The 20847-nt window shown below is 58.6% G+C and carries 23 protein-coding genes; 9 read left to right on the forward strand and 14 right to left on the reverse strand.

Annotated features, from left to right (window positions below; all coding sequences use genetic code 11):
- Nucleotides 1-13 precede the first annotated feature (13 nt).
- Together FS804_RS17665 and FS804_RS17670 are read left to right on the forward strand one after the other, a co-directional pair.
- Nucleotides 14-502, forward strand: a complete 489-nt coding sequence (locus FS804_RS17665; protein ID WP_063951408.1) for a TerB family tellurite resistance protein — start codon at nt 14-16, stop codon at nt 500-502.
- Entirely contained in the window at nt 492-1223 is a 732-nt protein-coding gene (locus tag FS804_RS17670) for a glutamine amidotransferase (RefSeq protein WP_144578192.1), read from the forward strand. Before FS804_RS17665 ends, FS804_RS17670 begins: the two co-directional genes overlap by 11 nt.
- Nucleotides 1224-1235: 12 nt before the next feature.
- Here FS804_RS17670 and FS804_RS17675 read toward each other — a convergent pair whose 3' ends face one another.
- Nucleotides 1236-2468, reverse strand: coding sequence for an MFS transporter (locus FS804_RS17675; protein WP_144578195.1), 1233 nt, complete (start codon nt 2466-2468; stop codon nt 1236-1238).
- 244 nt (nt 2469-2712) lie between these two features.
- On the opposite strand from FS804_RS17675, the gene FS804_RS25005 reads away from it, so the two are divergent.
- On the forward strand, nt 2713-3003 hold the full coding sequence (locus FS804_RS25005) for a YggT family protein (RefSeq protein ID WP_063951411.1): 291 nt from the start codon (nt 2713-2715) through the stop codon (nt 3001-3003).
- Complete coding sequence (locus FS804_RS25010) at nt 3000-3305, forward strand: DUF167 domain-containing protein (protein ID WP_186376878.1); 306 nt, start codon at nt 3000-3002, stop codon at nt 3303-3305. The genes FS804_RS25005 and FS804_RS25010 overlap by 4 nt, the downstream gene beginning before the upstream one ends.
- Nucleotides 3306-3311: 6 nt before the next feature.
- Here the strand turns inward: FS804_RS25010 and ppa are convergent, their stop codons facing one another.
- From ppa to FS804_RS17700, 4 genes are all read right to left on the reverse strand, one after another.
- The gene (gene ppa / locus FS804_RS17685; RefSeq protein WP_063951413.1) at nt 3312-3845 is read right to left on the reverse strand and encodes an inorganic diphosphatase; all 534 of its coding nucleotides are present in this window, start codon (nt 3843-3845) and stop codon (nt 3312-3314) included.
- Between the two features lie 157 nt (nt 3846-4002).
- Nucleotides 4003-4509, reverse strand: a complete 507-nt coding sequence (locus FS804_RS17690; protein WP_063951414.1) for a GNAT family N-acetyltransferase — start codon at nt 4507-4509, stop codon at nt 4003-4005.
- A 211-nt stretch (nt 4510-4720) separates the two neighbouring features.
- Nucleotides 4721-6544, reverse strand: a complete 1824-nt coding sequence (gene typA, locus FS804_RS17695; RefSeq protein WP_063951415.1) for a translational GTPase TypA — start codon at nt 6542-6544, stop codon at nt 4721-4723.
- A gap of 150 nt (nt 6545-6694) precedes the next feature.
- Nucleotides 6695-8755: a M3 family metallopeptidase gene (locus tag FS804_RS17700; protein ID WP_144578197.1), complete on the reverse strand. Its 2061-nt coding sequence runs from the start codon at nt 8753-8755 to the stop codon at nt 6695-6697.
- A gap of 248 nt (nt 8756-9003) precedes the next feature.
- On the opposite strand from FS804_RS17700, the gene FS804_RS17705 reads away from it, so the two are divergent.
- Together FS804_RS17705 and FS804_RS17710 are read left to right on the forward strand one after the other, a co-directional pair.
- Complete coding sequence (locus FS804_RS17705; protein ID WP_144578199.1) at nt 9004-9453, forward strand: MarR family winged helix-turn-helix transcriptional regulator; 450 nt, start codon at nt 9004-9006, stop codon at nt 9451-9453.
- A gap of 5 nt (nt 9454-9458) precedes the next feature.
- Entirely contained in the window at nt 9459-10655 is a 1197-nt protein-coding gene (locus FS804_RS17710) for a multidrug effflux MFS transporter (protein ID WP_186376880.1), read from the forward strand.
- A 53-nt stretch (nt 10656-10708) separates the two neighbouring features.
- Here the strand turns inward: FS804_RS17710 and FS804_RS17715 are convergent, their stop codons facing one another.
- The gene (locus tag FS804_RS17715) at nt 10709-11932 is read right to left on the reverse strand and encodes an argininosuccinate synthase (RefSeq protein ID WP_144578201.1); all 1224 of its coding nucleotides are present in this window, start codon (nt 11930-11932) and stop codon (nt 10709-10711) included.
- Nucleotides 11933-12246: 314 nt separating this feature from the next.
- On the opposite strand from FS804_RS17715, the gene FS804_RS17720 reads away from it, so the two are divergent.
- Together FS804_RS17720 and FS804_RS17725 are read left to right on the forward strand one after the other, a co-directional pair.
- Nucleotides 12247-13101 (forward strand): SDR family NAD(P)-dependent oxidoreductase, encoded by an 855-nt coding sequence (locus tag FS804_RS17720; RefSeq protein WP_144578203.1) that lies wholly within the window; start codon nt 12247-12249, stop codon nt 13099-13101.
- 126 nt (nt 13102-13227) lie between these two features.
- On the forward strand, nt 13228-13875 hold the full coding sequence (locus FS804_RS17725; RefSeq protein WP_144578205.1) for a LysE family translocator: 648 nt from the start codon (nt 13228-13230) through the stop codon (nt 13873-13875).
- 41 nt (nt 13876-13916) lie between these two features.
- Here FS804_RS17725 and FS804_RS17730 read toward each other — a convergent pair whose 3' ends face one another.
- The 7 genes from FS804_RS17730 to FS804_RS17760 all read right to left on the reverse strand — a co-directional run bounded on the left by FS804_RS17730 (nt 13917) and on the right by FS804_RS17760 (nt 19734).
- The gene (locus tag FS804_RS17730) at nt 13917-14711 is read right to left on the reverse strand and encodes an ABC transporter ATP-binding protein (RefSeq protein ID WP_144578207.1); all 795 of its coding nucleotides are present in this window, start codon (nt 14709-14711) and stop codon (nt 13917-13919) included.
- On the reverse strand, nt 14708-15589 hold the full coding sequence (locus FS804_RS17735) for an ABC transporter permease (RefSeq protein WP_144578209.1): 882 nt from the start codon (nt 15587-15589) through the stop codon (nt 14708-14710). Before FS804_RS17735 ends, FS804_RS17730 begins: the two co-directional genes overlap by 4 nt.
- A 107-nt stretch (nt 15590-15696) precedes the next feature.
- Nucleotides 15697-16650 (reverse strand): ABC transporter substrate-binding protein, encoded by a 954-nt coding sequence (locus FS804_RS17740; protein WP_144578211.1) that lies wholly within the window; start codon nt 16648-16650, stop codon nt 15697-15699.
- Between the two features lie 108 nt (nt 16651-16758).
- Nucleotides 16759-17997, reverse strand: a complete 1239-nt coding sequence (gene rlmN, locus FS804_RS17745) for a 23S rRNA (adenine(2503)-C(2))-methyltransferase RlmN (protein WP_186376883.1) — start codon at nt 17995-17997, stop codon at nt 16759-16761.
- 198 nt (nt 17998-18195) lie between these two features.
- Nucleotides 18196-18699: an invasion associated locus B family protein gene (locus FS804_RS17750; RefSeq protein WP_063951424.1), complete on the reverse strand. Its 504-nt coding sequence runs from the start codon at nt 18697-18699 to the stop codon at nt 18196-18198.
- Between the two features lie 297 nt (nt 18700-18996).
- Nucleotides 18997-19377: a YkvA family protein gene (locus tag FS804_RS17755; RefSeq protein WP_144578213.1), complete on the reverse strand. Its 381-nt coding sequence runs from the start codon at nt 19375-19377 to the stop codon at nt 18997-18999.
- 51 nt (nt 19378-19428) lie between these two features.
- On the reverse strand, nt 19429-19734 hold the full coding sequence (locus FS804_RS17760; protein ID WP_063951426.1) for a 4a-hydroxytetrahydrobiopterin dehydratase: 306 nt from the start codon (nt 19732-19734) through the stop codon (nt 19429-19431).
- 58 nt (nt 19735-19792) lie between these two features.
- Here FS804_RS17760 and FS804_RS17765 point away from each other — a divergent pair, with 58 nt between their 5' ends.
- The gene (locus FS804_RS17765; RefSeq protein ID WP_144578214.1) at nt 19793-20299 is read left to right on the forward strand and encodes a low molecular weight protein-tyrosine-phosphatase; all 507 of its coding nucleotides are present in this window, start codon (nt 19793-19795) and stop codon (nt 20297-20299) included.
- Here the strand turns inward: FS804_RS17765 and thpR are convergent.
- On the reverse strand, nt 20206-20799 hold the full coding sequence (gene thpR / locus FS804_RS17770; RefSeq protein ID WP_144578216.1) for an RNA 2',3'-cyclic phosphodiesterase: 594 nt from the start codon (nt 20797-20799) through the stop codon (nt 20206-20208). The genes FS804_RS17765 and thpR overlap by 94 nt on opposite strands.
- Between the last annotated feature and the right edge of the window lie 48 nt (nt 20800-20847).

Raw genomic sequence — 20847 nt, forward strand, 5'->3', positions numbered from 1 at the left:
CGGCAGGCAATCGATGTTCCAGCAATTTCAGTCTTTCATCCAGAACCTCGTCGGCCCGAATGCAGGAGATTTCAGCCCGGATGATTTGCGGGTGGCCGTCGCCGCCCTCTGTTTTCAGGTGATGGAAGCTGACGGCACCGTCTCTAAAAGCGAGCGTGAGCGCCTGCGGGAAATCCTGCACGATTATTATCATCTCGATGGCGGCAAACTCGATGCTCTTCTCGCGGCCGGGCAGGAGGCGGGTAAGGAAGCCGTCGATTATTATCGCTTCACGGCCGATATTCGCCGCCACCTCGATGAGGATCAGCGTGTCGAGCTTATTGGCATATTATGGGATATTGTTTACGCTGACGGCGAACGAAGCGAAATGGAAGATCACGTGATCTGGCGCGTTGCCGATCTGCTTGGTGTTTCCGTGCGCGACAGGGTTCTGCAACGTCAGCAGGCCGCCACGAGGTCCGGCCCTGCTGAAGAAAGCGAAAACGAAGACGATGCTGTTTGACCCCTCCAGGCAACAGAAACAACAACCCTCGCTGCTTATTGTCCTGCACCAGGAACGCTCAACGCCCGGCCGCGTCGGCCAGATGCTGGTGGAGAAGGGATATCGTCTGGATATAAGGCGCCCGGCACTTGGCGACGACCTGCCGCCGACGCTGGCGCACCATGCAGGTGCCATCATCTTCGGCGGCCCGATGAGCGCCAACGACCCGCATGATTACATCAAAGCCGAAATCGACTGGCTGAAGGTGCCGCTGAAGGAAGACAAGCCCTTTCTCGGCATCTGTCTCGGTGCACAGATGCTGTCAAAACATCTGGGCGGCAAGGTTGAGGCAGACAGGGAAGGCAAGGTAGAGATCGGCTGGTATCCGCTCCATGCCACCGAACATGGCCGGCTTCTGATGCCGCACTGGCCGAAGATGGTCTATCATTTTCACAAGGAGGGGTTCGAGCTACCGCGCGGCGCCGAATTGCTGGCATCGGGCGAAACCTACCCTAACCAGGCCTATCGTTACGGAAAAAACGCCTGGGGCCTGCAGTTTCACGCCGAACTGACCCGTGCCATGATGCACAGCTGGGTGGTGCGCGGCGCGCAACGCTTTGGCATGCCGAATGCGCAGGTGGGCAGCCAGCATCTAGAAGGCCGCATGTTGTTCGACACGCCGCTGAGGGCCTGGCTCGGCAATTTTCTCGATCTGGTATTTGAGGGCAAGGCGCAGCGCTGATTCCTTATGGAATCAATGCGGCGCGTCCAGATTGTCGATCTTGCGCAGCTTGGAAAAACCAAGCGCCCAGATGACCGCCACCGCAAGCGTGCCAGCCCCGCCGATGACAACGGCCGGTACCGCGCCTACGACATGCGCCATGGTACCGGCGCGGAACTCGCCAAGCTCGTTCGATGCGCCAACGAAGACCATGTTCACCGCATTGACGCGTCCACGCACCTCATCCGGCGTCCAGAGCGCAATGAGGGTCTCGCGCACATAAACCGACACCATGTCTGAAGCGCCCATGACAACCAGCGCGGCGATGGACAGCCATGCGGTTTGTGACAGGCCGAAGACGACGGTCGAAACGCCGAAAAGGCCAACGCCGGCAAACATCAGCAGGCCCGCATGGTGGCGAATAGGCTTGAATGCGAGGATGACGGCGACGGTAATGGCCCCGATCCCGGGCGCTGCGCGCAGAAGACCCAGACCCCATGGGCCAAGCGTCAGCACTTCCTTGGCAAAGATCGGCATCAACGCAACCGCGCCACCCAGGAGCACCGCAAAGAGATCGAGCGATATCGCGCCGAGGACGATCTTCTCCTGCGAGATGAACTTGAAGCCGGCGAGCATGGTTTCGAGGCTGATCGCTTTTGCCGGACCGCGTTGTTCCGGCTTGCGGATCGCTATCGCAAGGGCTGCGGAGATCATGAAGAGCACAAGCGCAACGCTATAAGCAACCGAAGCGCCGAGGCCATAAAGCAGACCGCCGGCAACAGGCCCCATAATGGACGCCATCTGCCAGGACGAAGAATTCCAGGCGATCGCATTCGGCAAGTCCTCAACGGGCACGAGATTGGGCGCCAGCGACTGCACCGCCGGTCCCATGAAGGCGCGCTCGATGCCGAAGACGACAAGAATTGCGAAGACCGGCCATGGGGAAAAGCTGTGCGTCAGCGTCAGCGCCAGCAGAGCGACCGCGCAAAGCGCCGCAACCAGCAAGCATACGGACATGATGCGGCGGCGATTGTGCCGGTCGGCAACCGTTCCCGTCACAAGGATCAAGAGCAGCGAAGGCAGAAACTGGAAAAGACCGATCAGACCTAGATAAAAGGCATTACCGGTCACCTCATACATCTGCCAGCCGACGGAAACGCTGACGATCTGAATGGCGAAGGCCGAAAAAAACCGGGCGCTGAAGAAACGGCGATAAGATGAATGCCGGAATGCACCGAAACGGTTTTCGGCAGAAGGGAGAGACATCGGCTGGGTGCTCGCGAGGGAATATGGAGATGGCAATAAAGCGATATGACAGGAATGACCAGCCCTCATCGGCGGGAGAGCTGACAGTCCGAGCGGTTCCAGCCCGAAATCCGCCGGGGAGTCGTCGGTCAGATCACGATCATCGCCGGTGGGATTCGACCAATGATGATTACGATCTGGCGCAACACTTGCCGGTTCAGCGCCGAATGTCTAAATGTCTTGCAACCAAGATACGGAGATATTGATGCTTGCCCTGTTTCAGACCATCGATCTGGCCTTGAACCTCTACACCTGGGTGCTGATCGGCAGCGCCATCTTTTCCTGGCTTTACGCCTTCAATGTCATCAATTCCCGCAACCAGTTTGTCAACGCCATCGGCAGCTTTCTGTACAATGTCACGGAACCGGTTCTGCGCCCCATCCGCCGCGTTCTGCCCAATCTCGGTGGCATCGATATTTCGCCGATCATTGTGTTGCTGATCATCTTCTTCATCCGCTCCTTCATGTGGAACACGCTATACCCGATGGTCGCTTGAGCGGCTGCTGGCAAAAGCAGAATGATCATGTCCGCCTGACGGTGCGCCTCACGCCGAATGGCGGGCGTGACGCCATCGAGGGTGTGGATCGGGATGCAAACGGAAACGCGCATCTCAAGGCCCGCGTCAGCGCCGCCCCGGAAGGCGGCAAGGCGAACAAGGCGCTGATTGTTTTGCTGGCGAAAAAATTCGGCCTGCCCAAATCCGCCATCAGCCTCCTCTCAGGCGAAACAGCACGAAAAAAAACCCTCCGGATCGACGCCGACCCGGAGGATTTTGAAGAGCTGTTCAAAGAGCTTTAGCCGGGATCAACCCTGGGTCTTGTAGCGCTCGATGGCTTCGACGATCAGCTTCTTGGCGACGTCGACATCCTGCCAGCCGCCCATCTTCACCCACTTGCCGGGCTCCAGATCCTTGTAGTGCTCGAAGAAGTGCTCGATCTGCTTCAGCGTGATTTCCGGCAGATCGGTGTAGTTGTTGACCTTGTCGTAACGACGCGTCAGTTTCGGAACCGGAACAGCGAGGATTTTCTCGTCCTTGCCACCGTCGTCTTCCATGATCATCACGCCGATGGGGCGGACATTGATCACACAGCCCGGAACGAGAGGGCGGGTATTGCAGATGAGCACGTCGATCGGGTCACCGTCGTCGGACAGGGTGTGCGGCACGAAGCCGTAGTTGCCCGGGTAGGTCATCGGCGTGTAGAGAAAGCGATCAACGATCAGCGCGCCGGCATCCTTGTCCATCTCGTACTTGATCGGATGTCCGCCGACCGGCACTTCAACGATAACATTAACGTCTTCCGGCGGATTTTTGCCTACGGAGATTGCATCGATACGCATTCGCTTCCCTCATTCGACGGGTTGGATTTGGTTTTCGATACTGGGAAAGTCTGCGCATTGCAACACGGCTGTAGGCAGATAAGGCATAATGGATAAATTGGGTGCTAGCGGCACGCCATCATCGGACGCGAAACGAGGATCCCGGGAATTTGCATCGTCAGTTCCAGACGAAACCGACCTTGCGCAGGGATTTGCCACCGAAGTCTTCCATGCCTTCGGCAACATCCCGCCCGCCATGCGAACGGAAAAATCGGTTGGCGACATCGCTGTCCTCAAGGCACCAGACAACGATGCCGTTGCAGCCAAGCGACGTCAGCAGCCGGCGTGCTTCGGTGAAGAGCAGCGAACCCAGGCCGATGCCCTGATATTCCGGGCGGAGATAAAGTTCATAGATTTCGCCGTCATGCGGCAACCCGCGCGCCCGGCTGAGGCCGAGTGTCGCATATCCGGCAACCACACCGGCCACTTCCACTACCAGCATCGTCGCCGAACCCTTGGTGGCCTTTTTCCACCAGCCCTCGCCCCGGCGCTCAAGCATCTGCGTCAGCGGGCGATGCGGAATGAGCCCCGCATAGGCCTGCTGCCACGACAGACGATGCGCCTCGGATATGGCGCGCGCATCATGCGGCTCGGCACGGCGAACATCGATGGATAACGTTTTCATAACGCGATTCTGGCCCCGGCCACGGAAACTTACCAGTCATAAAGGTTAACGCCGGCAAGCTTACCCACAGCCTATTCATGTGGACGACCAGGAAAAATTAACGCATCCTTAACCTTTGGCAAAGCGCCTTTCGACTCATGCACACATAAAAAAAATCCAACAAAAAACCCGGCACGGGGCCGGGTTTTTCAAAAGCAGTCGATTTCGCCGATCAGCCGGCGGCAAGCTTGGCCTTTTCGAAGCGCTTACGGTCATTCGCATCGAGGAACATCTTGCGCAGACGGATCGACTTCGGCGTCACTTCCATCAGCTCGTCGTCCTGGATCCAGGAAAGAGCGCGGTCGAGCGTCATGCGGATCGGTGGCGTCAGCTTGACAGCTTCGTCCTTGCCGGCGGCACGAATGTTGGTCAGCTGCTTGCCCTTCAGCACGTTCACTTCCAGATCGTTGTCGCGGGAGTGAATGCCGATGATCATACCGGCATAAACCTTTTCACCCGGCTCGATGATCATCGGGCCGCGATCTTCCAGGTTGAACATGGCATAGGCAACAGCCTCGCCCGAGCCGTTGGACAGGAGAACGCCGTTCACGCGACCGGCAATCTGGCCCTTGAAGGGCTGATAGTCGTGGAACAGGCGGTTCATGATCGCCGTGCCGCGCGTGTCGGTCAGGAGTTCCGACTGGTAGCCGATCAGGCCGCGGGTCGGTGCGTAGAACTTCAGACGAACGCGGTTGCCGCCGGAAGGACGAAGCTCGGCCATTTCAGCCTTGCGCTCGGACATCTTCTGAACGACGACGCCCGAATGTTCTTCATCCACGTCGATCACGACTTCCTCGATCGGCTCCAGCAGGGCGCCGCTCTCATCCTTGTGCATCACGACGCGGGGACGCGAAACGGCAAGCTCGAAGCCTTCTCGGCGCATGGTCTCGATTAGAACTGCCAGCTGCAACTCGCCTCGGCCGGAAACGAAGAACGAATCCTTGCCTTCGGCTTCTTCGATCTTCAGCGCGACGTTGCCTTCGGCTTCCTTGAACAGGCGGTCACGGATGACGCGCGAGGTAACCTTGTCGCCTTCGGTGCCGGCCAGCGGGCTGTCGTTAACGATGAAGGACATCGTAACGGTCGGCGGGTCGATCGGCTGTGCCTGCATCGCCTCGGTAACGGACGGATCGCAAAAGGTGTCGGCGACGGTGCCTTTGGAAAGACCGGCAATGGCGACGATGTCACCCGCATGGGCCTCTTCAATTGCGGTGCGCTCGATACCGCGGAAGGCGAGGATCTTGGAAATTCGGCCAGTTTCGATTGTCTTGCCGTCCTGGCCGAGCACCTTCACGGCCTGGTTCGGCTTGATCGAACCGGACGCGATGCGGCCGGTGATGATGCGGCCGAGGAAGTTGTTGGCTTCAAGGATCGTGCCGATCATGCGGAACGGGCCCTCTTCAACCTTGGGCTCCGGAACGTGCTCAAGAACCAGATCGAGCAGCGGTGCGAGACCCTGATCCTTCGGACCTTCCGGGTTGACGTTCATCCAGCCATCGCGGCCAGAACCGTAGAGGATCGGGAAGTCGAGCTGTTCGTCGGTCGCATCGAGGTTTGCGAAGAGGTCGAAGACTTCATTGATGACTTCTTCATGGCGGCCATCGGGGCGGTCGATCTTGTTGATCGCAACGATCGGACGAAGACCAACCTTAAGCGCCTTGGAGACCACGAACTTGGTCTGCGGCATGGGGCCTTCGGAACTGTCGACCAGAACGATCGCGCCATCCACCATCGACAGGATACGCTCGACTTCACCGCCGAAGTCGGCGTGGCCGGGGGTGTCGACGATGTTGATGCGAACGCCCTTCCACTCCACCGATGTCGCCTTGGCGAGAATGGTGATGCCGCGTTCCTTTTCGAGGTCGTTGCTGTCCATGACGCGCTCTGCAACGCGCTGGTTATCGCGGAACGAACCGGATTGCTTCAGAAGCTCGTCAACAAGCGTCGTTTTTCCATGGTCAACGTGCGCGATGATCGCGATGTTGCGTAGTGCCATTGTTTAAAATCTCTGAGGTTGGGCGCTAAAATGATGAGAAGCGCCAATTTAGTTTGGCGCGCTCATAACCTTTTTTTTGCAAATGCGAAAGGGGGGCTCATGTCATAAGCCCCCTGCACCCAGCTTCTAGCTCAGAATTATGACAGTGTCTTATACGAGACCGCGCTTTGCGAGCATCGCATCGGGATTTGGCATCTTGCCACGGAAGGCGAGGTAGGCTTCCTCCGGATCAATCGAACCACCGACGGAATAGATATTCTCCTTCAGCCGACGCGCCATCTCGCCATCAAACGCATTGCCGGTTTCCTCAAAAGCGGCAAAGGCGTCCGCATCGAGCACTTCCGACCACATGTAGGAGTAATAGCCGGCTGAATAACCATCACCCGAAAATACATGCTGGAAGTGTGGCGTTGCATGGCGCATGACGATGGACCTGGGCATATTGAGGCGCGAAAGCACTTCATCCTGCACCGCCATCGGATCACCCACGCCGTCGCGGGTGTGGAACGCCATATCGACGATCGCAGACGAGGTGAACTCCACCGTGTTGAAGCCGGCGTTGAAAGTCTGCGCCGCCAGCACCTTGTCGAGCAAGGCCTTCGGCATAGGCGCACCGGTTTCATAATGCAGCGCGTATTTTTCCAGAATTTCCGGCACCGTCAGCCAATGTTCGTAAAGCTGCGACGGCAATTCCACGAAATCACGCGACACGCCCGTGCCCGAAACCGAGGGATAGGTAACATCCGACAACATGCCATGCAGGGCGTGACCAAACTCGTGGAACAAGGTACGCGCATCGTCGAGCGAGAGCAGCGCCGGCTTGCCTTCCGCTGGTTTTGCAAAGTTGCAGACGTTGTAGATGATCGGGATTTCCCCAACCTTGCCATTTTTCAGCGGCAACTTGTGCTGCGACTGGAAAGAGCTCATCCACGCCCCGGACCGCTTTGAAGGGCGGGCGAAATAATCACCGAGGAACATGGCCTTCAGGTTGCCCTTGTCATCGAGGATGTCGAAAACCCTGACGTCCGGATGATAGGCGGCGATACCCTTAACCTCGACGGCGCGAATGCCGAAAAGCCGCCCGGCCACATCGAAGCAGGCCTCGATGATCTTTTCGAGCTGCAGGTAAGGCTTCAGTTCAGCCTCGGAGAAATTGAATTTCTGAGCGCGGAGCTTTTCGGCATAGTGCCGCCAGTCCCACGGCAAAACCTCGTGGTTCTTGCCTTCCGCTGCGATGATGGCGGCAAGTTCAGTCTCTTCGTTGCCAGCGCGCCGCACCGCCTTCTCCCAGACCTGCCCGAGAAGACCGTTCACCGCGTCGGGGGTCTTCGCCATCGTATCGTCGAGCTTGTAAGCGGCGAAATTCGCATAACCGAGAAGCTTTGCTTTTTCCTCTCGCAACTCGAGAGTTCTACGGACAATCTCACGATTGTCGGTTTCGCCACCGTTCTCGCCCCGCGCTACCCATGCCTTGAATGCCTGTTCGCGCAGATCGCGGCGTTCGGAAAACGTCAGGAAAGGCTCGATGATAGAGCGGGAAAGGGTCACGGCAAATTTGCCCTCCTCGCCATGTTCGCGCGCTGCACCCGCCATGGCATCACGAAGAAAGTCCGGGACGCCGGCCAAGTCTTCCTCCGTCGTCAGCAGAAGCTTCCAGTTCTTCTCATCCGCAAGCACATTCTGGCCGAACTTCGCGCCGAGACCGGCAAGCTCTTCATTGATGGCCGCAAGCCGCTCCTGACGTTCCCTGGGCAGCTTGGCACCCGAGCGCACGAAACCCTTCCAGTGCCGTTCCAGAACCCGCTTTTCTTCGCCGGTGAGGCCAAGCGCGTCGCGCTGTTCCCAGAGCGCGTCGATGCGTTTGAACAGCGCCTCGTTCATGCCGATCTTCGAGTAATGTCGAGACATCTTCGGCGCGATTTCCCGCTCAAGCGCCTGGACGACATTGTTTGTATTGGCGCCCGCCCTGTTCCAGAACAGCGACGAAATACGGGAGAGATCATCACCCGCTATTTCGAGCGCAGTGACCGTGTTTTCGAAACTGGGCGCATCGGAATTTTCCGCAATGGCATCGATTTCCTGCTCATGGGAGAGAAGCGCAGCGTCGAAAGCCGGCGCAAAATCCTCATCCTTGATCGCATCGAATTTCGGGAGGCCATGATGGCCGTTCCAGTCAATAAGCGCGGGATAAAGAGCAGTCTTCGATGGCATTTCATCTTCCTTGTGCGATTTCGATCGAAGCCCATATGGGCATGCCTCCAGCCCCAATTCAATATGCCAAACGCAGCGCGGGGAGGCAGATGCCTGCCCGTGAATGTCGCAGCCGCCAGTCAAAGCCAATGGGAAGTGCGCCCCGCTGCGGTGCTGACGTATAGTTGAACCGATTTTCGAGAATATCGGTGTCGCAGCATTGATTATCGCCCGGTTTTTAGTAAGGCTGACTTACGAAAAGGCGACGAATGAGCACGAAACGCGAGAAAGATTCATTGGCATTTTTACTGAACAGCGGCGCACGCCTGCTGAACAGTGCTTTTGAACGTCGAATTTCCGAGGCCGGTCTTGGCCTTACCCCTGGCGAGGCCCGCGCCCTTCTGACGGTCGCCGCCATTGACGGCAGCAAGCAGTCGGATATCGCTGCGCGCCTCGGCATCGAACCGATGACCATCTGTGCCTATCTCGACAAGCTGCAATCTCTCGATCTCATCGAACGCCAGCAGGACCCCCAGGACAGGCGCTCGAAACGCATCGTCCTTACCCAGTCGTCCGCAGAGATGCTGGACGCCGTGCGGCAGGAAATCGAGGAGTTGGTCCGTCACGCCACGCAAGGCCTGAACGACGATGAAGTCGCACTCTTCCGCCATTTTCTCCAGACCCTTCGCGACAATCTGCAGCCGGAGCAGAACGGCTGATTACAATGTCGCCACAACCGATCATGTCGAGAAAACGCACGGCCATTCTCGGCGCTTTGCTGACGGCCTTGGCGCCGATTTCAATGTCGATCTACACCCCGGCCATGCCTGAACTCACGCGGGTTTTCGCCACCAACGAAGCGGCCATCAAGCTTAGCCTCTCCCTTTATTTTGCTGGCTTTGCCGTGGCGCAACTGATTGCCGGGCCTGCATCCGATGCCTTCGGCAGGAAAAGCGCCAGTCTCGCCTTCCTGTCGATTTTTCTGGGTGGTGGGCTGCTGGCGATCTTTTCTCCGACGATCGAGGTGCTGCTCTTTGCCCGGCTCATTCAGGGCATCGGCGCTTCCGTCGGCATGACGGTGGCGCGCGCCATTGTCCGCGATCAGTTCACCGGCGCAGAAGCCTCCAGCATCATGAACCTCATCGGCATCATGCTTGCTGTCGGCCCCGCAATGGGACCAACGATCGGAGGACTTTCGCTTGCCGCCTTTGGCTGGAAATCCGTATTTTTTCTCATGGCCGGGCTTGGCGGTCTTGCCATAGTCACGGTTGTTATCTTTCTGCGTGAGACGACCCGCCCGGACATAAGCCTTGTCCGCCCCCGCCGCCTTCTTTCCGCCTACGGCACCCTGTTGACTGAGCCGCGCTTTCTTCTGGCGGCCCTTGTGCTTGGCGGCTCCATCGGCGCGCTCTATGCGCAGGCGACAATGCTCACCTTCATCCTCATCAACACGGTCGGCATGACACCCACTGCCTTCGGCATCGGCATGCTGATGCAGACCGGCGCTTATTTCTTCGGTTCCATCGCGCTGCGCTATCTCGCGCCGCGACTGGGCGATCGCCGCTCGGTCATGATCGGCCTCTGTTTTTCGGGCACGGGCGGCCTGCTGATCCTTCTATCGGTTTTCCTGATACCGCCGTCATTTCTCTCAATTATGGGACCGGTGGCGGTCGCAACTGTTGGTATCGCCTTGCTGACACCCTCGATGGTAACGGCGGCGCTTGCGCCCTTCCCGCATATCGCCGGCTCGGCGTCGGCGATGATGGGCTTCATTCAGATGGGATCGGGCTTTGCGGGCGGGGCCGCCGCTGCGCTCATCGGTTCGCCGCTGACTGGGTTCGGTATCATCATTCCCCTGATGGAGTTTTTGGCCGTTGCGAGCTACTTCGGTTTGCGTATCGTCTCCAGAAAAGAAGCATAAAAAACCCGCCGGCGTCGCCGCCAGCGGGTCGCAATATCGTGCCAACAGCAAAATTACTTGCCGAGGTTGCGCTTGGCGAGCGTGCGCAGACGCAGGGCATTGAGCTTGATGAAGCCCGCTGCATCCTTCTGGTCGTAAGCGCCATGGTCGTCTTCGAAGGTCACCAGCGCGTCGGAATAGAGCGACTTGGCGCTCTCGCGGCCGGTTACCATCACATTGCCCTTGTAGAGCTTCAGCGTCACTTCGCCTTCGACATGCTCCTGGCTCTTGTCGATCAGGGCCTGCAGCATCTCGCGCTCCGGCGAGAACCAGAAGCCGTAATAGATGAGCTCGGCGTAACGCGGCATCAGCTCGTCCTTGAGGTGGGCAGCACCCCGGTCGAGCGTGATCGATTCGATGGCGCGATGCGCCGCCAGCAGGATGGTACCGCCGGGCGTTTCGTACACACCGCGCGACTTCATGCCCACAAAGCGGTTTTCGACCAGATCGAGGCGGCCAATGCCGTTTTCACGGCCATAATTGTTGAGCGTGGCGAGAAGCGTCGCGGGCGACATTTCAACACCGTTGATGGAGCAGGCATCGCCCTTGCGGAAACCGACCTTGATGACGGTTGCCTTGTCAGGCGCGGCTTCCGGGGAAATCGTGCGCATGTGGACATATTCAGGCGCTTCAATCGCCGGGTCTTCCAGAACCTTGCCTTCGGACGAGGAGTGCAGCAGGTTGGCGTCGACGGAAAATGGTGCTTCGCCCTTCTTGTCCTTGGCAACCGGAATCTGATGCTGTTCGGCAAAGTTCAGGAGGTCCGTACGGCTCTTGAACGTCCAGTCGCGCCAGGGGGCGATGATCTTGATGTCAGGGTTCAGCGCATAGGCGGAAAGCTCGAAACGGACCTGGTCGTTGCCTTTGCCCGTCGCACCGTGGGCGATCGCGTCGGCGCCGGTCTTCTTGGCGATCTCGATCAGGTGTTTGGAAATCAGCGGACGGGCAATCGACGTGCCGAGCAGATAGACCCCCTCGTAAACGGCGTTGGCGCGGAACATCGGGAACACGAAATCACGCACGAACTCTTCGCGGACGTCCTCGATGAAAATTTCCTTGATGCCCAGCATCTCGGCCTTCTTGCGCGCCGGCTCGAGCTCTTCGCCCTGGCCGAGATCGGCGGTGAAGGTCACAACTTCGGCGCCGAGTTCGGTCTGAAGCCATTTCAGGATGATCGAGGTGTCGAGGCCGCCGGAATAGGCGAGAACGACTTTCTTTACGTCTTTCGGAAGTGCCATAGTGATGTCCATCTGCATGATGACGGCATCGGGACACCGCCATTTCCTTGGGATTTCGGCACTTTTACAGTGCAAGCCGAAATGTGTGAAGCGCTTTTCCGTGAGATAAGCGACAAAACAATTGATGGGCGGGAGAGATGGAGGCGGTGACAGGTCACGCGGAGGGGAACGAAGCCATTGTCACATGCATTTAGAAATTTCGCGCTTTATCATGAAGCGGCGCGATCGACTTGAAGACCGTGAATGAAGCCACTCAGGTTCAGGCAACGTTGCAAACCGCTGGAAACAGCAGAAACGACGCGAAGGAGAAACCTATGACGACCATCCACCCCGCATTCAAGGAAGATAATGTCGCCGTTATCACCGGTGCTGCCTCCGGCATCGGACTGGCCGCCGCCCGCAAATTCGCCGGTTTCGGCATGAGCGTCGTGCTCGTCGATCTCGATGGCGAAAAGCTCGCCGCTGCCCATGCGGCTATTCTGACCGTCGCCAAGGACGGCGAAGCGCAGATCGTCGCTATCCCGACCGACGTCTCGAAACTCGATGAGCTGGAGGCGCTGGAACGCGCGGTTATCCAGCGTTTCGGGCGCGTTCACGTGCTCATGAACAATGCCGGCATCCAGCCCGGCAGCGCCATCTTCGGACCGCAGGCCAATTGGGACAGGACCATAGGCGTCAACCTGATGGGCGTCATCAACGGCGCCCGTGTCTTCTGTCAGGGGATGGTCGCCCATGGTGAACCCGCCCTCATCGTCAACACGGGCTCGAAACAAGGCATCACCACGCCGCCGGGCGATCCCGCCTACAACGTCTCGAAATCAGGTGTGAAAACTTTCACGGAGGCGCTTCAGCACGAGCTGCGCAATATGCCGAACGGCGCGGTTTCCGCTCACCTGCTGATCCCCGGTTTCGTCTTCACCGGCCTCACCGCCCATGGCAGGACTGAAAAGCCCGAGGGCGCCTGGACCGGCGAACAGACCGTCGATTTCATGATCGACAGCATTGTCCGCGGCGATTTCTATATTCTTTGCCCGGATGGTGAAGTTGACCGCCCGACCGACGAGAAGCGGATTCTCTGGGCAGCGCAAGACATCGTTGAGAACCGCCCGCCGCTCTCTCGCTGGCACCCCGATTACTCCGGGGCCTTCACCAGCTTTTTAAAGAGCTGACCTTCCTGCCGCCGTGCAGCACCGGGTGCGGCGGCCTCCTCCCTCCCGCGACTTTGCATCAGGCCATTGGCACAAACCCGAAATCGCGTTAAGCAACAAAAATCTCTGGATTTCACGGGTGCCGCGATGGATTTCGTTCCGAGCCTGCCAACACTTGCCGCCTTCACCGTCGCCATTTTGCTGCTGGCGGTCACGCCCGGGCCCGACATGACGTTGTGGATCAGCCGGTCCATACGTGAGGGCCGTGCTGCGGGTTTCATGACGCTTGTGGGAACCAATCTCGGCATCACCGTGCATACGATGCTGGTGGCTTTCGGCGTCGCCGCCCTCATCGTCGCATCGCCGACGGCTTTTCTGATCCTGAAGACCGGTGGGGCCGCCTATTTGGTCTGGCTGGCCATTCAGGCGATCCGCAAGGGCTCGGATTTCGTCATGGTCAAGACGACAGGCGAAAAACAGCAGTCGTCATTGAAATCTGCCCTGCTGAACGGCATCTGGGTCAATCTGCTCAATCCCAAGGTCATCATCTTTTTCATGACCTTCCTGCCGCAATTCGTTAGCGCATCCGATCCGCATGTGACCGGAAAGCTCATTTTCCTTGGCATCTGGTCCATCATCGTCGCACTGCCGATCGGCATCGGCATCGTAGTGGCGGCCGATGTTCTCTCCGCCTGGCTGCAGCGCAATCGCAAAGTTCTGCGCGGGCTGGATTACACGATCGCCGGTGTCTTCTCGCTTTTCGCGGTCAAGATTTTCCTCACGCAGACGCGATAAGGGACAAAAAAGGCGCCCGCTGGCGCCTTTCGGATCATTCATCAGCCGATCAACAACTCGTCATCATCGAGCGTCTGGCCGCGGATCTTGCGGAACATGTCGATGAGATCTTCGACCTGAAGACCCTTGCGGCTTTCGCCGGAGACGTCGAGTACGATTTCACCGGCATGCAGCATGATCGTGCGGGTGCCGTAATCCAGCGCCTGACGCATGGAATGGGTGACCATCAGTGTTGTGAGCTTGCGCTCCTCCACCACATTGCGGGTCAGCTCCATGACGAATTCCGCCATGCCGGGATCGAGTGCAGCCGTATGTTCGTCGAGCAGCAGAACGTCCGAACCCGAGAGCGTCGCCATGACGAGCGAGACCGCCTGCCTCTGACCACCCGACAGAAGGTCCATGCGGTCTTTAAGGCGATTTTCGAGACCGAGATTGAGGGAGGCGATGCGCTCCTTGAAGAAGTCGCGCCGGCCGCGGCCAAGCGCCGGCAGAAGGCCGCGACGCTCGCCACGGGATGCCGCAAGCGCCAGGTTCTCCTCAATGGTGAGCGCGCCGCAGCTACCGGCCAGCGGATCCTGAAACACACGCGCCACTCGCCCCGCCCGGCTGGCGGTCGGTTTGCGGGTGACATCAGCACCGCCGATCATCACCTTGCCTGCCGTCGGCAAGACATCGCCGGCCAGAACGCCGAGCAACGTCGATTTTCCGGCGCCGTTCGAGCCAATGACGGTTACGAAGGAGCCATCTTCAATGGTGAGGTCGATCTTGGCGAGAGCCTGCTTCTGCAGCGGCGTGCCGCGCCCGAAAACGACCTGAATATCGGAAAGCGAGATCATGATGTTGCTCCCCCGCGGCGCAGTCGCGGCAGGATAAGGGCAATGGCCACCAGAACCGCCGTTACGAAATTGAGATCGGATGCCTTGAGGCCCAGCACATCGCTCGACAGGGCAAGCTGGATGGCGAGACGGTAGGCGATGGAACCAAAGACGCAGCCGATCAGCGCGATCAGGATGCCACGGGCACCGAACAGCGTTTCACCGATAATGACGGCTGCTAGGCCTACGACAATGGTGCCAACGCCTGATGTCACATCCGCAAAACCATTGGTCTGGGCAAACAGCGCGCCGCCGAGGGCTACCAGGGCGTTAGAAAGCGCCATGCCAAGATAGATCTGGTTGCCCGTCTTCACACCCTGCGCCCGCGCCATCCGCGCGTTGGCACCCGTTGCCCGCATGGCCAGCCCCGCGTCGCTTTCCAGGAAGCGCCAGACGAGAATGACCGCGATCAGCACGAGCAAGCCAACAAAAAGCGGTCGCACCAGATATTCCGAGAGACCAAGCCCGTAAAACGGCGAGATCATCGTGTCCTGATTGAGCAGCGCCACATTCGGCTTTCCCATAACCCGTAGATTGACCGAAAACAGCGCGATCATCGTCAGGATCGAGGCAAGCAGGTTCAGAATTTTGAAACGCACGTTGAGCGTTGCGGTCACGATACCGGCAGCGGCGCCGGCAACCATGGCAATCGCCGTCGCAACCCAGGCATTCAAACCGGAAATGATCAGCACGGCCGCCACAGCAGCGCCGAGCGGAAAGGAACCGTCCACAGTCAGGTCAGGAAAATCAAGCACGCGGAAAGCGAGATAGACGCCGATCGCCACGAAAGCGAAGACCAGTCCCAGCTCCACGGCACCCCAAAAGGCGATTTGGCTCACGGTAATGTCCTTGTTATTGCCGCCGTTTGGCGGAGACGGGCACAGACAGTGCCACGTAAAACGGGCGGCGCATATCACGCCGCCCGGTTATTTATGCCGGTTTCGGTTTAGTCGATGACCTTGGTGGCGCGCTTCGTCACGCTTTCCGGAAAGCTAACGCCGACCTTTTCGGCGGCCTTCTTGTTGATTACCAGATCGGTGCCGACAGCAACGGTGGCCGGGATGTCGCCTGGCTTTTCACCCTTGAGGATGCGGACAACAACGGCACCGGTCTGCTTGCCGACGTCGAAATAGTTGAAGCCCAGGGCCGCAACCGCGCCGCGGGCGACCGAGTCGGTGTCAGCGGCATAAAGCGGGATCTTGGCTTCAGCCGCAACGCCGGCTGCCGCTTCGAAAGCGGAAACGATGGTGTTATCGGTCGGAACGTAGATCACGTCCGCCTTGCCCACCAGGGCGCGGGTTGCACCCTGAACTTCAGCGGACTTTGTCGCGACGGATTCGACAACCTTCAGGCCAGCCTTCTCGGCTTCCGTCTTGAGAAGCGCAAGCGTCGAGACGGAATTCGCTTCGGCAGAGTTGTAGATGAAGCCGATGGACTTGGCGTTCGGCGAGATTTCCTTGATGAGCGCGAGATGCTCGGCAACCGGCAACATGTCGGAAAGTCCTGTCACATTGCGGCCGGGTTTCTGCATGTCCTTGACCAGCTGTGCGCCGACAGGATCGGAAACCGCCGTAAAGACGACAGGAATGTCACGCGTGGCGGCAACGACGGCCTGCGCGGATGGGGTAGAGATCGGCACGATCACATTGGGAGCCTCGCCCACGAACTGGCGCGCGATCTGCGCTGCAGTGCCGGGGTTGCCCTGCGCGGACTCGTAGAGGAACTTGAGGTTGTCGCCTTCCTTGTAGCCGGCCTCGGCAAGCGCTGCCTTGACGCCATCACGGGCAGCATCGAGCGCCGGATGTTCGACAATGGCGGTAACGGCAACGGTGACGGTTTCAGCCTTTGCCGGCAGAGCGAGCGCTGTCGCTGCGGCAAGGGCCAGAATGAGTGCGCGCATGGGTTTCCTCCAGTTGGTTTCTTATTGCCGCTTTCTTAAAAACAAGACCGGCCGAAATCAATCGAAGAACAGCGCCAAAGCCAGCTTTATGGCCCAGTTTTGACTTATTCAGTCATCCGCGCCGTGGTTTGCGATCATCATGGCCTCGAAAGCCAGTCTTTCGGTCTTGCGCATCCGTTCCGATTCCGACTTCAACTGACCGCAGGCGGCGAGAATGTCGCGGCCGCGCGGTGTCCGGATCGGCGAGGCGTAACCCGCCTGATTGATGAAATCCGCAAACTTTTCGATCTGCGCCCAGTCGGAGCACTGGTAATTTGTGCCCGGCCACGGATTAAATGGAATGAGGTTGATCTTGGCCGGAACGCCCTTCAGCAGCTGCACGAGCATCTTGGCGTCCTCCAGGCTGTCGTTGACGTCCTTCAGCATCACATATTCGAAAGTGATGCGCCGGGCATTGGAGAGGCCCGGATAGTTGCGGCAGGCCTCGATCAGCTCTTTCAGCGGATATTTCTTGTTGATGGGCACGAGCATGTCGCGCAGCTCATCACGCACCGCGTGCAGCGAAATCGCCAGCATCACGCCGATCTCATCGCCCGTGCGGAAGATTTCCGGCACGACTCCCGAGGTGGAAAGGGTGACGCGTCGCTTGGAGAGCGACAGGCCGTCACCATCGGTGGCGATCAAAAGCGCGGTCTTCACATGCTCGAAATTATAGAGCGGCTCGCCCATGCCCATCATGACGATGTTGGAAACCTTTCGGCCTTCGCTCGGTACATAGGCGCCGACCGGCGTCGAACCGTCAGGAAAATCACCCAGCCGGTCACGCGCCAGCAGCAGCTGCGAGAGGATTTCCTCGGCCGTGAGATTGCGCACCAGACGCTGCGTGCCGGTGTGACAGAAAGAACAGGTCAACGAACAGCCGACCTGGCTTGAGATGCACAGCGTGCCGCGGCCTTCTTCCGGGATGTAGACCGTTTCAATCTCGACCGGGCGACCTGCCCCGCGCGGCGGAAAACGCATCAGCCATTTGCGGGTGCCGTCATTGGAGATCTGCTCCTCGACGATTTCAGGTCGGGCGATGGTGAAGGCGGCCTTCAGCTTCTCGCGAAGTTCCTTGGCAACATTTGTCATGTTGTCGAAATCGGAGACGCCGCGCACATAGAGCCAGTTCCACAACTGGCTGACGCGCATCTTCACCTGCTTCTGCGGCACACCGATTTCGGCCAATGCGTCGCCCATTTCCTCGCGCGTCATCCCGATCAGGGACGGCTTGCCGGACATGAGGTCGCTGTTGGCGATCAGCGGGGCTTTGACTGCCAGGCCGGCAGGAGCTTCCATAACGGACATTACATTATCCCATCGTTCCATGCGTCGCGCGACCGGCCTGTTAAATCGGCGGGAATTCGTCTGCATGTCGAGAAAATCAAAGGCGGAGCACGTTTAGCGCCTCCGCCTGTCAATGTTGCCGCGCCTTTAGCATCAAACTGGCGAAAACGCAAATGGCCGGTCATTGACCGGCCATTATAAAATCCGAGAGAGTCGGAATTACTTGCAGCTCTCGATCTGCTTGAGAGCGGCCGAAATACCCGAGAGAGAGTAGGAGTAGGACGTCGCTGTGCCGCGGCCGGAAACCGCCTTGACGGTCATCGACTTGCCGCCCTTCATCGCAGCCACGAGAGCAGGCTCTTCAGCCGCGTTTTCAACCCAGGCAGCCTTGTCCTTTGTGAACATGACGAAGTTCTTGTTGTCGATCGTCACATTGACCTTGGAACCCTGCTTCAGCGGGTAACCCACCATGGCCTGCGGCTCATACGAGATATTCTGGCCAGGGCGCTGTGAGACGATGAAGAAGATATCGCCGTGGTCGACGCTGGCCGGTTCCTTGGAGGTGGGGATGGAAAGAACGTAGCAGACGGTGCTGTTGCCCGATTTGTACGAATACGCACCCCAGGCATTGAACTGCTGGATACGCGTGGGCGACTGTGCAGATGCTACGCCGACGCTGGTCAGCAAAATGGCCGCTGCGGTTGCTACACTTCTTACAAACATGAAATTTCCTGCCGGGTTATTGTCTTCCATTGGCCCGAAGCATCGGCGAGCCCAGAGTCTGGATCGGCCACGTTCAGGTGCGGATCGTCTTTTCTCATTGTGGTCGGGAAGCGGTTACCAAACCGTCAACAACATGCATAAAAAGCCGGAAACGTCTTGCAGTGTTACAGATTGGCGACTCCCGACGCCCTGAGGAAAAGGGCGCAAATACGCCCTTCAGTCTTGTGTATGACACACAAATTCAGGCAAGAATTTGTCAGGCACCCGGCAGCACCATTGCGCGGCATCACAGAGGCGTTACTCCGCTTCCTGTTGCCTCTTCAACATGGCGTCGGCCGCATCGTAATGCTCCATCTTGATATGGGCGCGGATCATCGCGAGAGCTGCGGTGATGACTGCAATATCATCGGTAAAACCGACGACCGCCAGCATGTCCGGCACGGCATCGAATGGCATGATGAAATAGGCGAGCGCAGCCAGGATAATGCCCTTGGCGCGCAGCGGCGTGTCGCGATCGACTGCACAGTAATAGGCAGCGGCCGCATCGCGGGCAAACGGCACCTTCGCCATGACGCGCTTCAGTTTCGGCCAGAACTTGGCCCGAACAACCTCTTCGCGCTCACGCTGCTTGTCGGTTTCACCCGGCAGGAGAATTTCACCGATTTTCACATCATCCATGATCGACGGTCCTCTGGTCACGGCTATTATATGGGTCTGAAAGGCCGCCGTTCAATTCCCCCGCCCGGCCGCCGCTTTCTGCATGGCCTCCGCAAGAAGGAAATCCCGTTCCGTGACGCCCTGAGAGTCATGCGTGGTCAAACACACTTTCACGCGTGAATAGACATTCGACCATTCAGGATGATGATTGAGCTTCTCCGCGGCGAGCGCCGCCTCGGCCATGAAGCCGAAAGCTTCCGCAAAACTCGCGAACTTGAACGCACGGACAATGGCCGCGCCATCTTCTCGCAAAGACCAGCCTTCCAGCTTTGAAAGCCCCTGTTCTATGGCGTCAGGTTCCAGTCTGGGATATTTCATGAACTAACCTCCAATTCAGACCTCTTAACGCTTCAACGACCGGATCGACGCATCTTCCATGAAACATACAGCTATTCTTTTTGTCTGCATGGGCAATATCTGCCGTTCCCCGCTCGCCGAAGGCATTTTGAGAAAGCTGTGTGACGAGCCGGGCTTAAAGGGCCAGTATACCATCGATTCGGCCGGCACCGGCGGCTGGCACGCAGGTGACGCGCCTGACCCTAGGTCTATCGCCATCGCACGCCGGCACGAAACCGATATTTCACGGCAGCGGGCAAGGCAGGTCAACCAGACAGATTTCCAGACCTTCGATCTGATACTGGCGATGGACCGAACCAATCTGGCAAACCTGCTTCAAACAAGCGCGCCCGAGCACCGGCACAAAATCCACCTCTTCATGGAATATGCCACAGGCTGCTCGCAGGACGTCCCCGACCCCTACTATGGGGCCGAGAATGGGTTCCTCCGCGTCTACACCATGCTTTTGACGGGATGCAGATCGCTGCTTGAAAAGACGGAGCTCGACCGCGCCTCGTGGAGAGGGAAGGCCTCCTCAACGATGTAAGGCCCGCCGCCCACCGATTCCTTCGACGACATCAGCACGAAACGGCCGACCGTGAAGGGCGAGGTGCGGAAATTGCCCCGCCCCGAGAGGTAGTGGACGACATCATCAAGGCGCGACGAGCGAAGCCGCGCCAGGGTGACGTGCGGCATGAACTTGCGTGGATCGGGCGGGAGACCGATCCTCTGGCAGATTCTCTCGATTTCCGCCTGCAGCGCATTCATTTCCGGGGAAGGAGAAACGCCAGCCCAGATCGAATGCGGCTTCTTCGAGCCGAAGGAGCCCATACCGGTTAGGTTGAGCTGGAATTCCGGCCTGTCGATCCGGTCCAGCCTGTCCACGACCTCGTCGGCGGTGCGACCGTCGATGTCACCGATGAAACGCAGGGTTATGTGATAATTCTCCACATCAATCCACCGGGCTCCCGGCAGACCACCGCGCAACAATGAAAGGCTCATCGCCGCATTGCGCGGAATTTCGAGGGCGGTAAACAGTCTCGGCATGGCGAGCTCCCCGAATCTCTTGGCAGAACAATCATAGCGAATCATGCA

Origin of the sequence: Agrobacterium sp. DE0009, assembly GCF_007680755.1 — a bacterium.
In the GTDB taxonomy this organism is placed as follows: domain Bacteria; phylum Pseudomonadota; class Alphaproteobacteria; order Rhizobiales; family Rhizobiaceae; genus Agrobacterium; species Agrobacterium tumefaciens_B.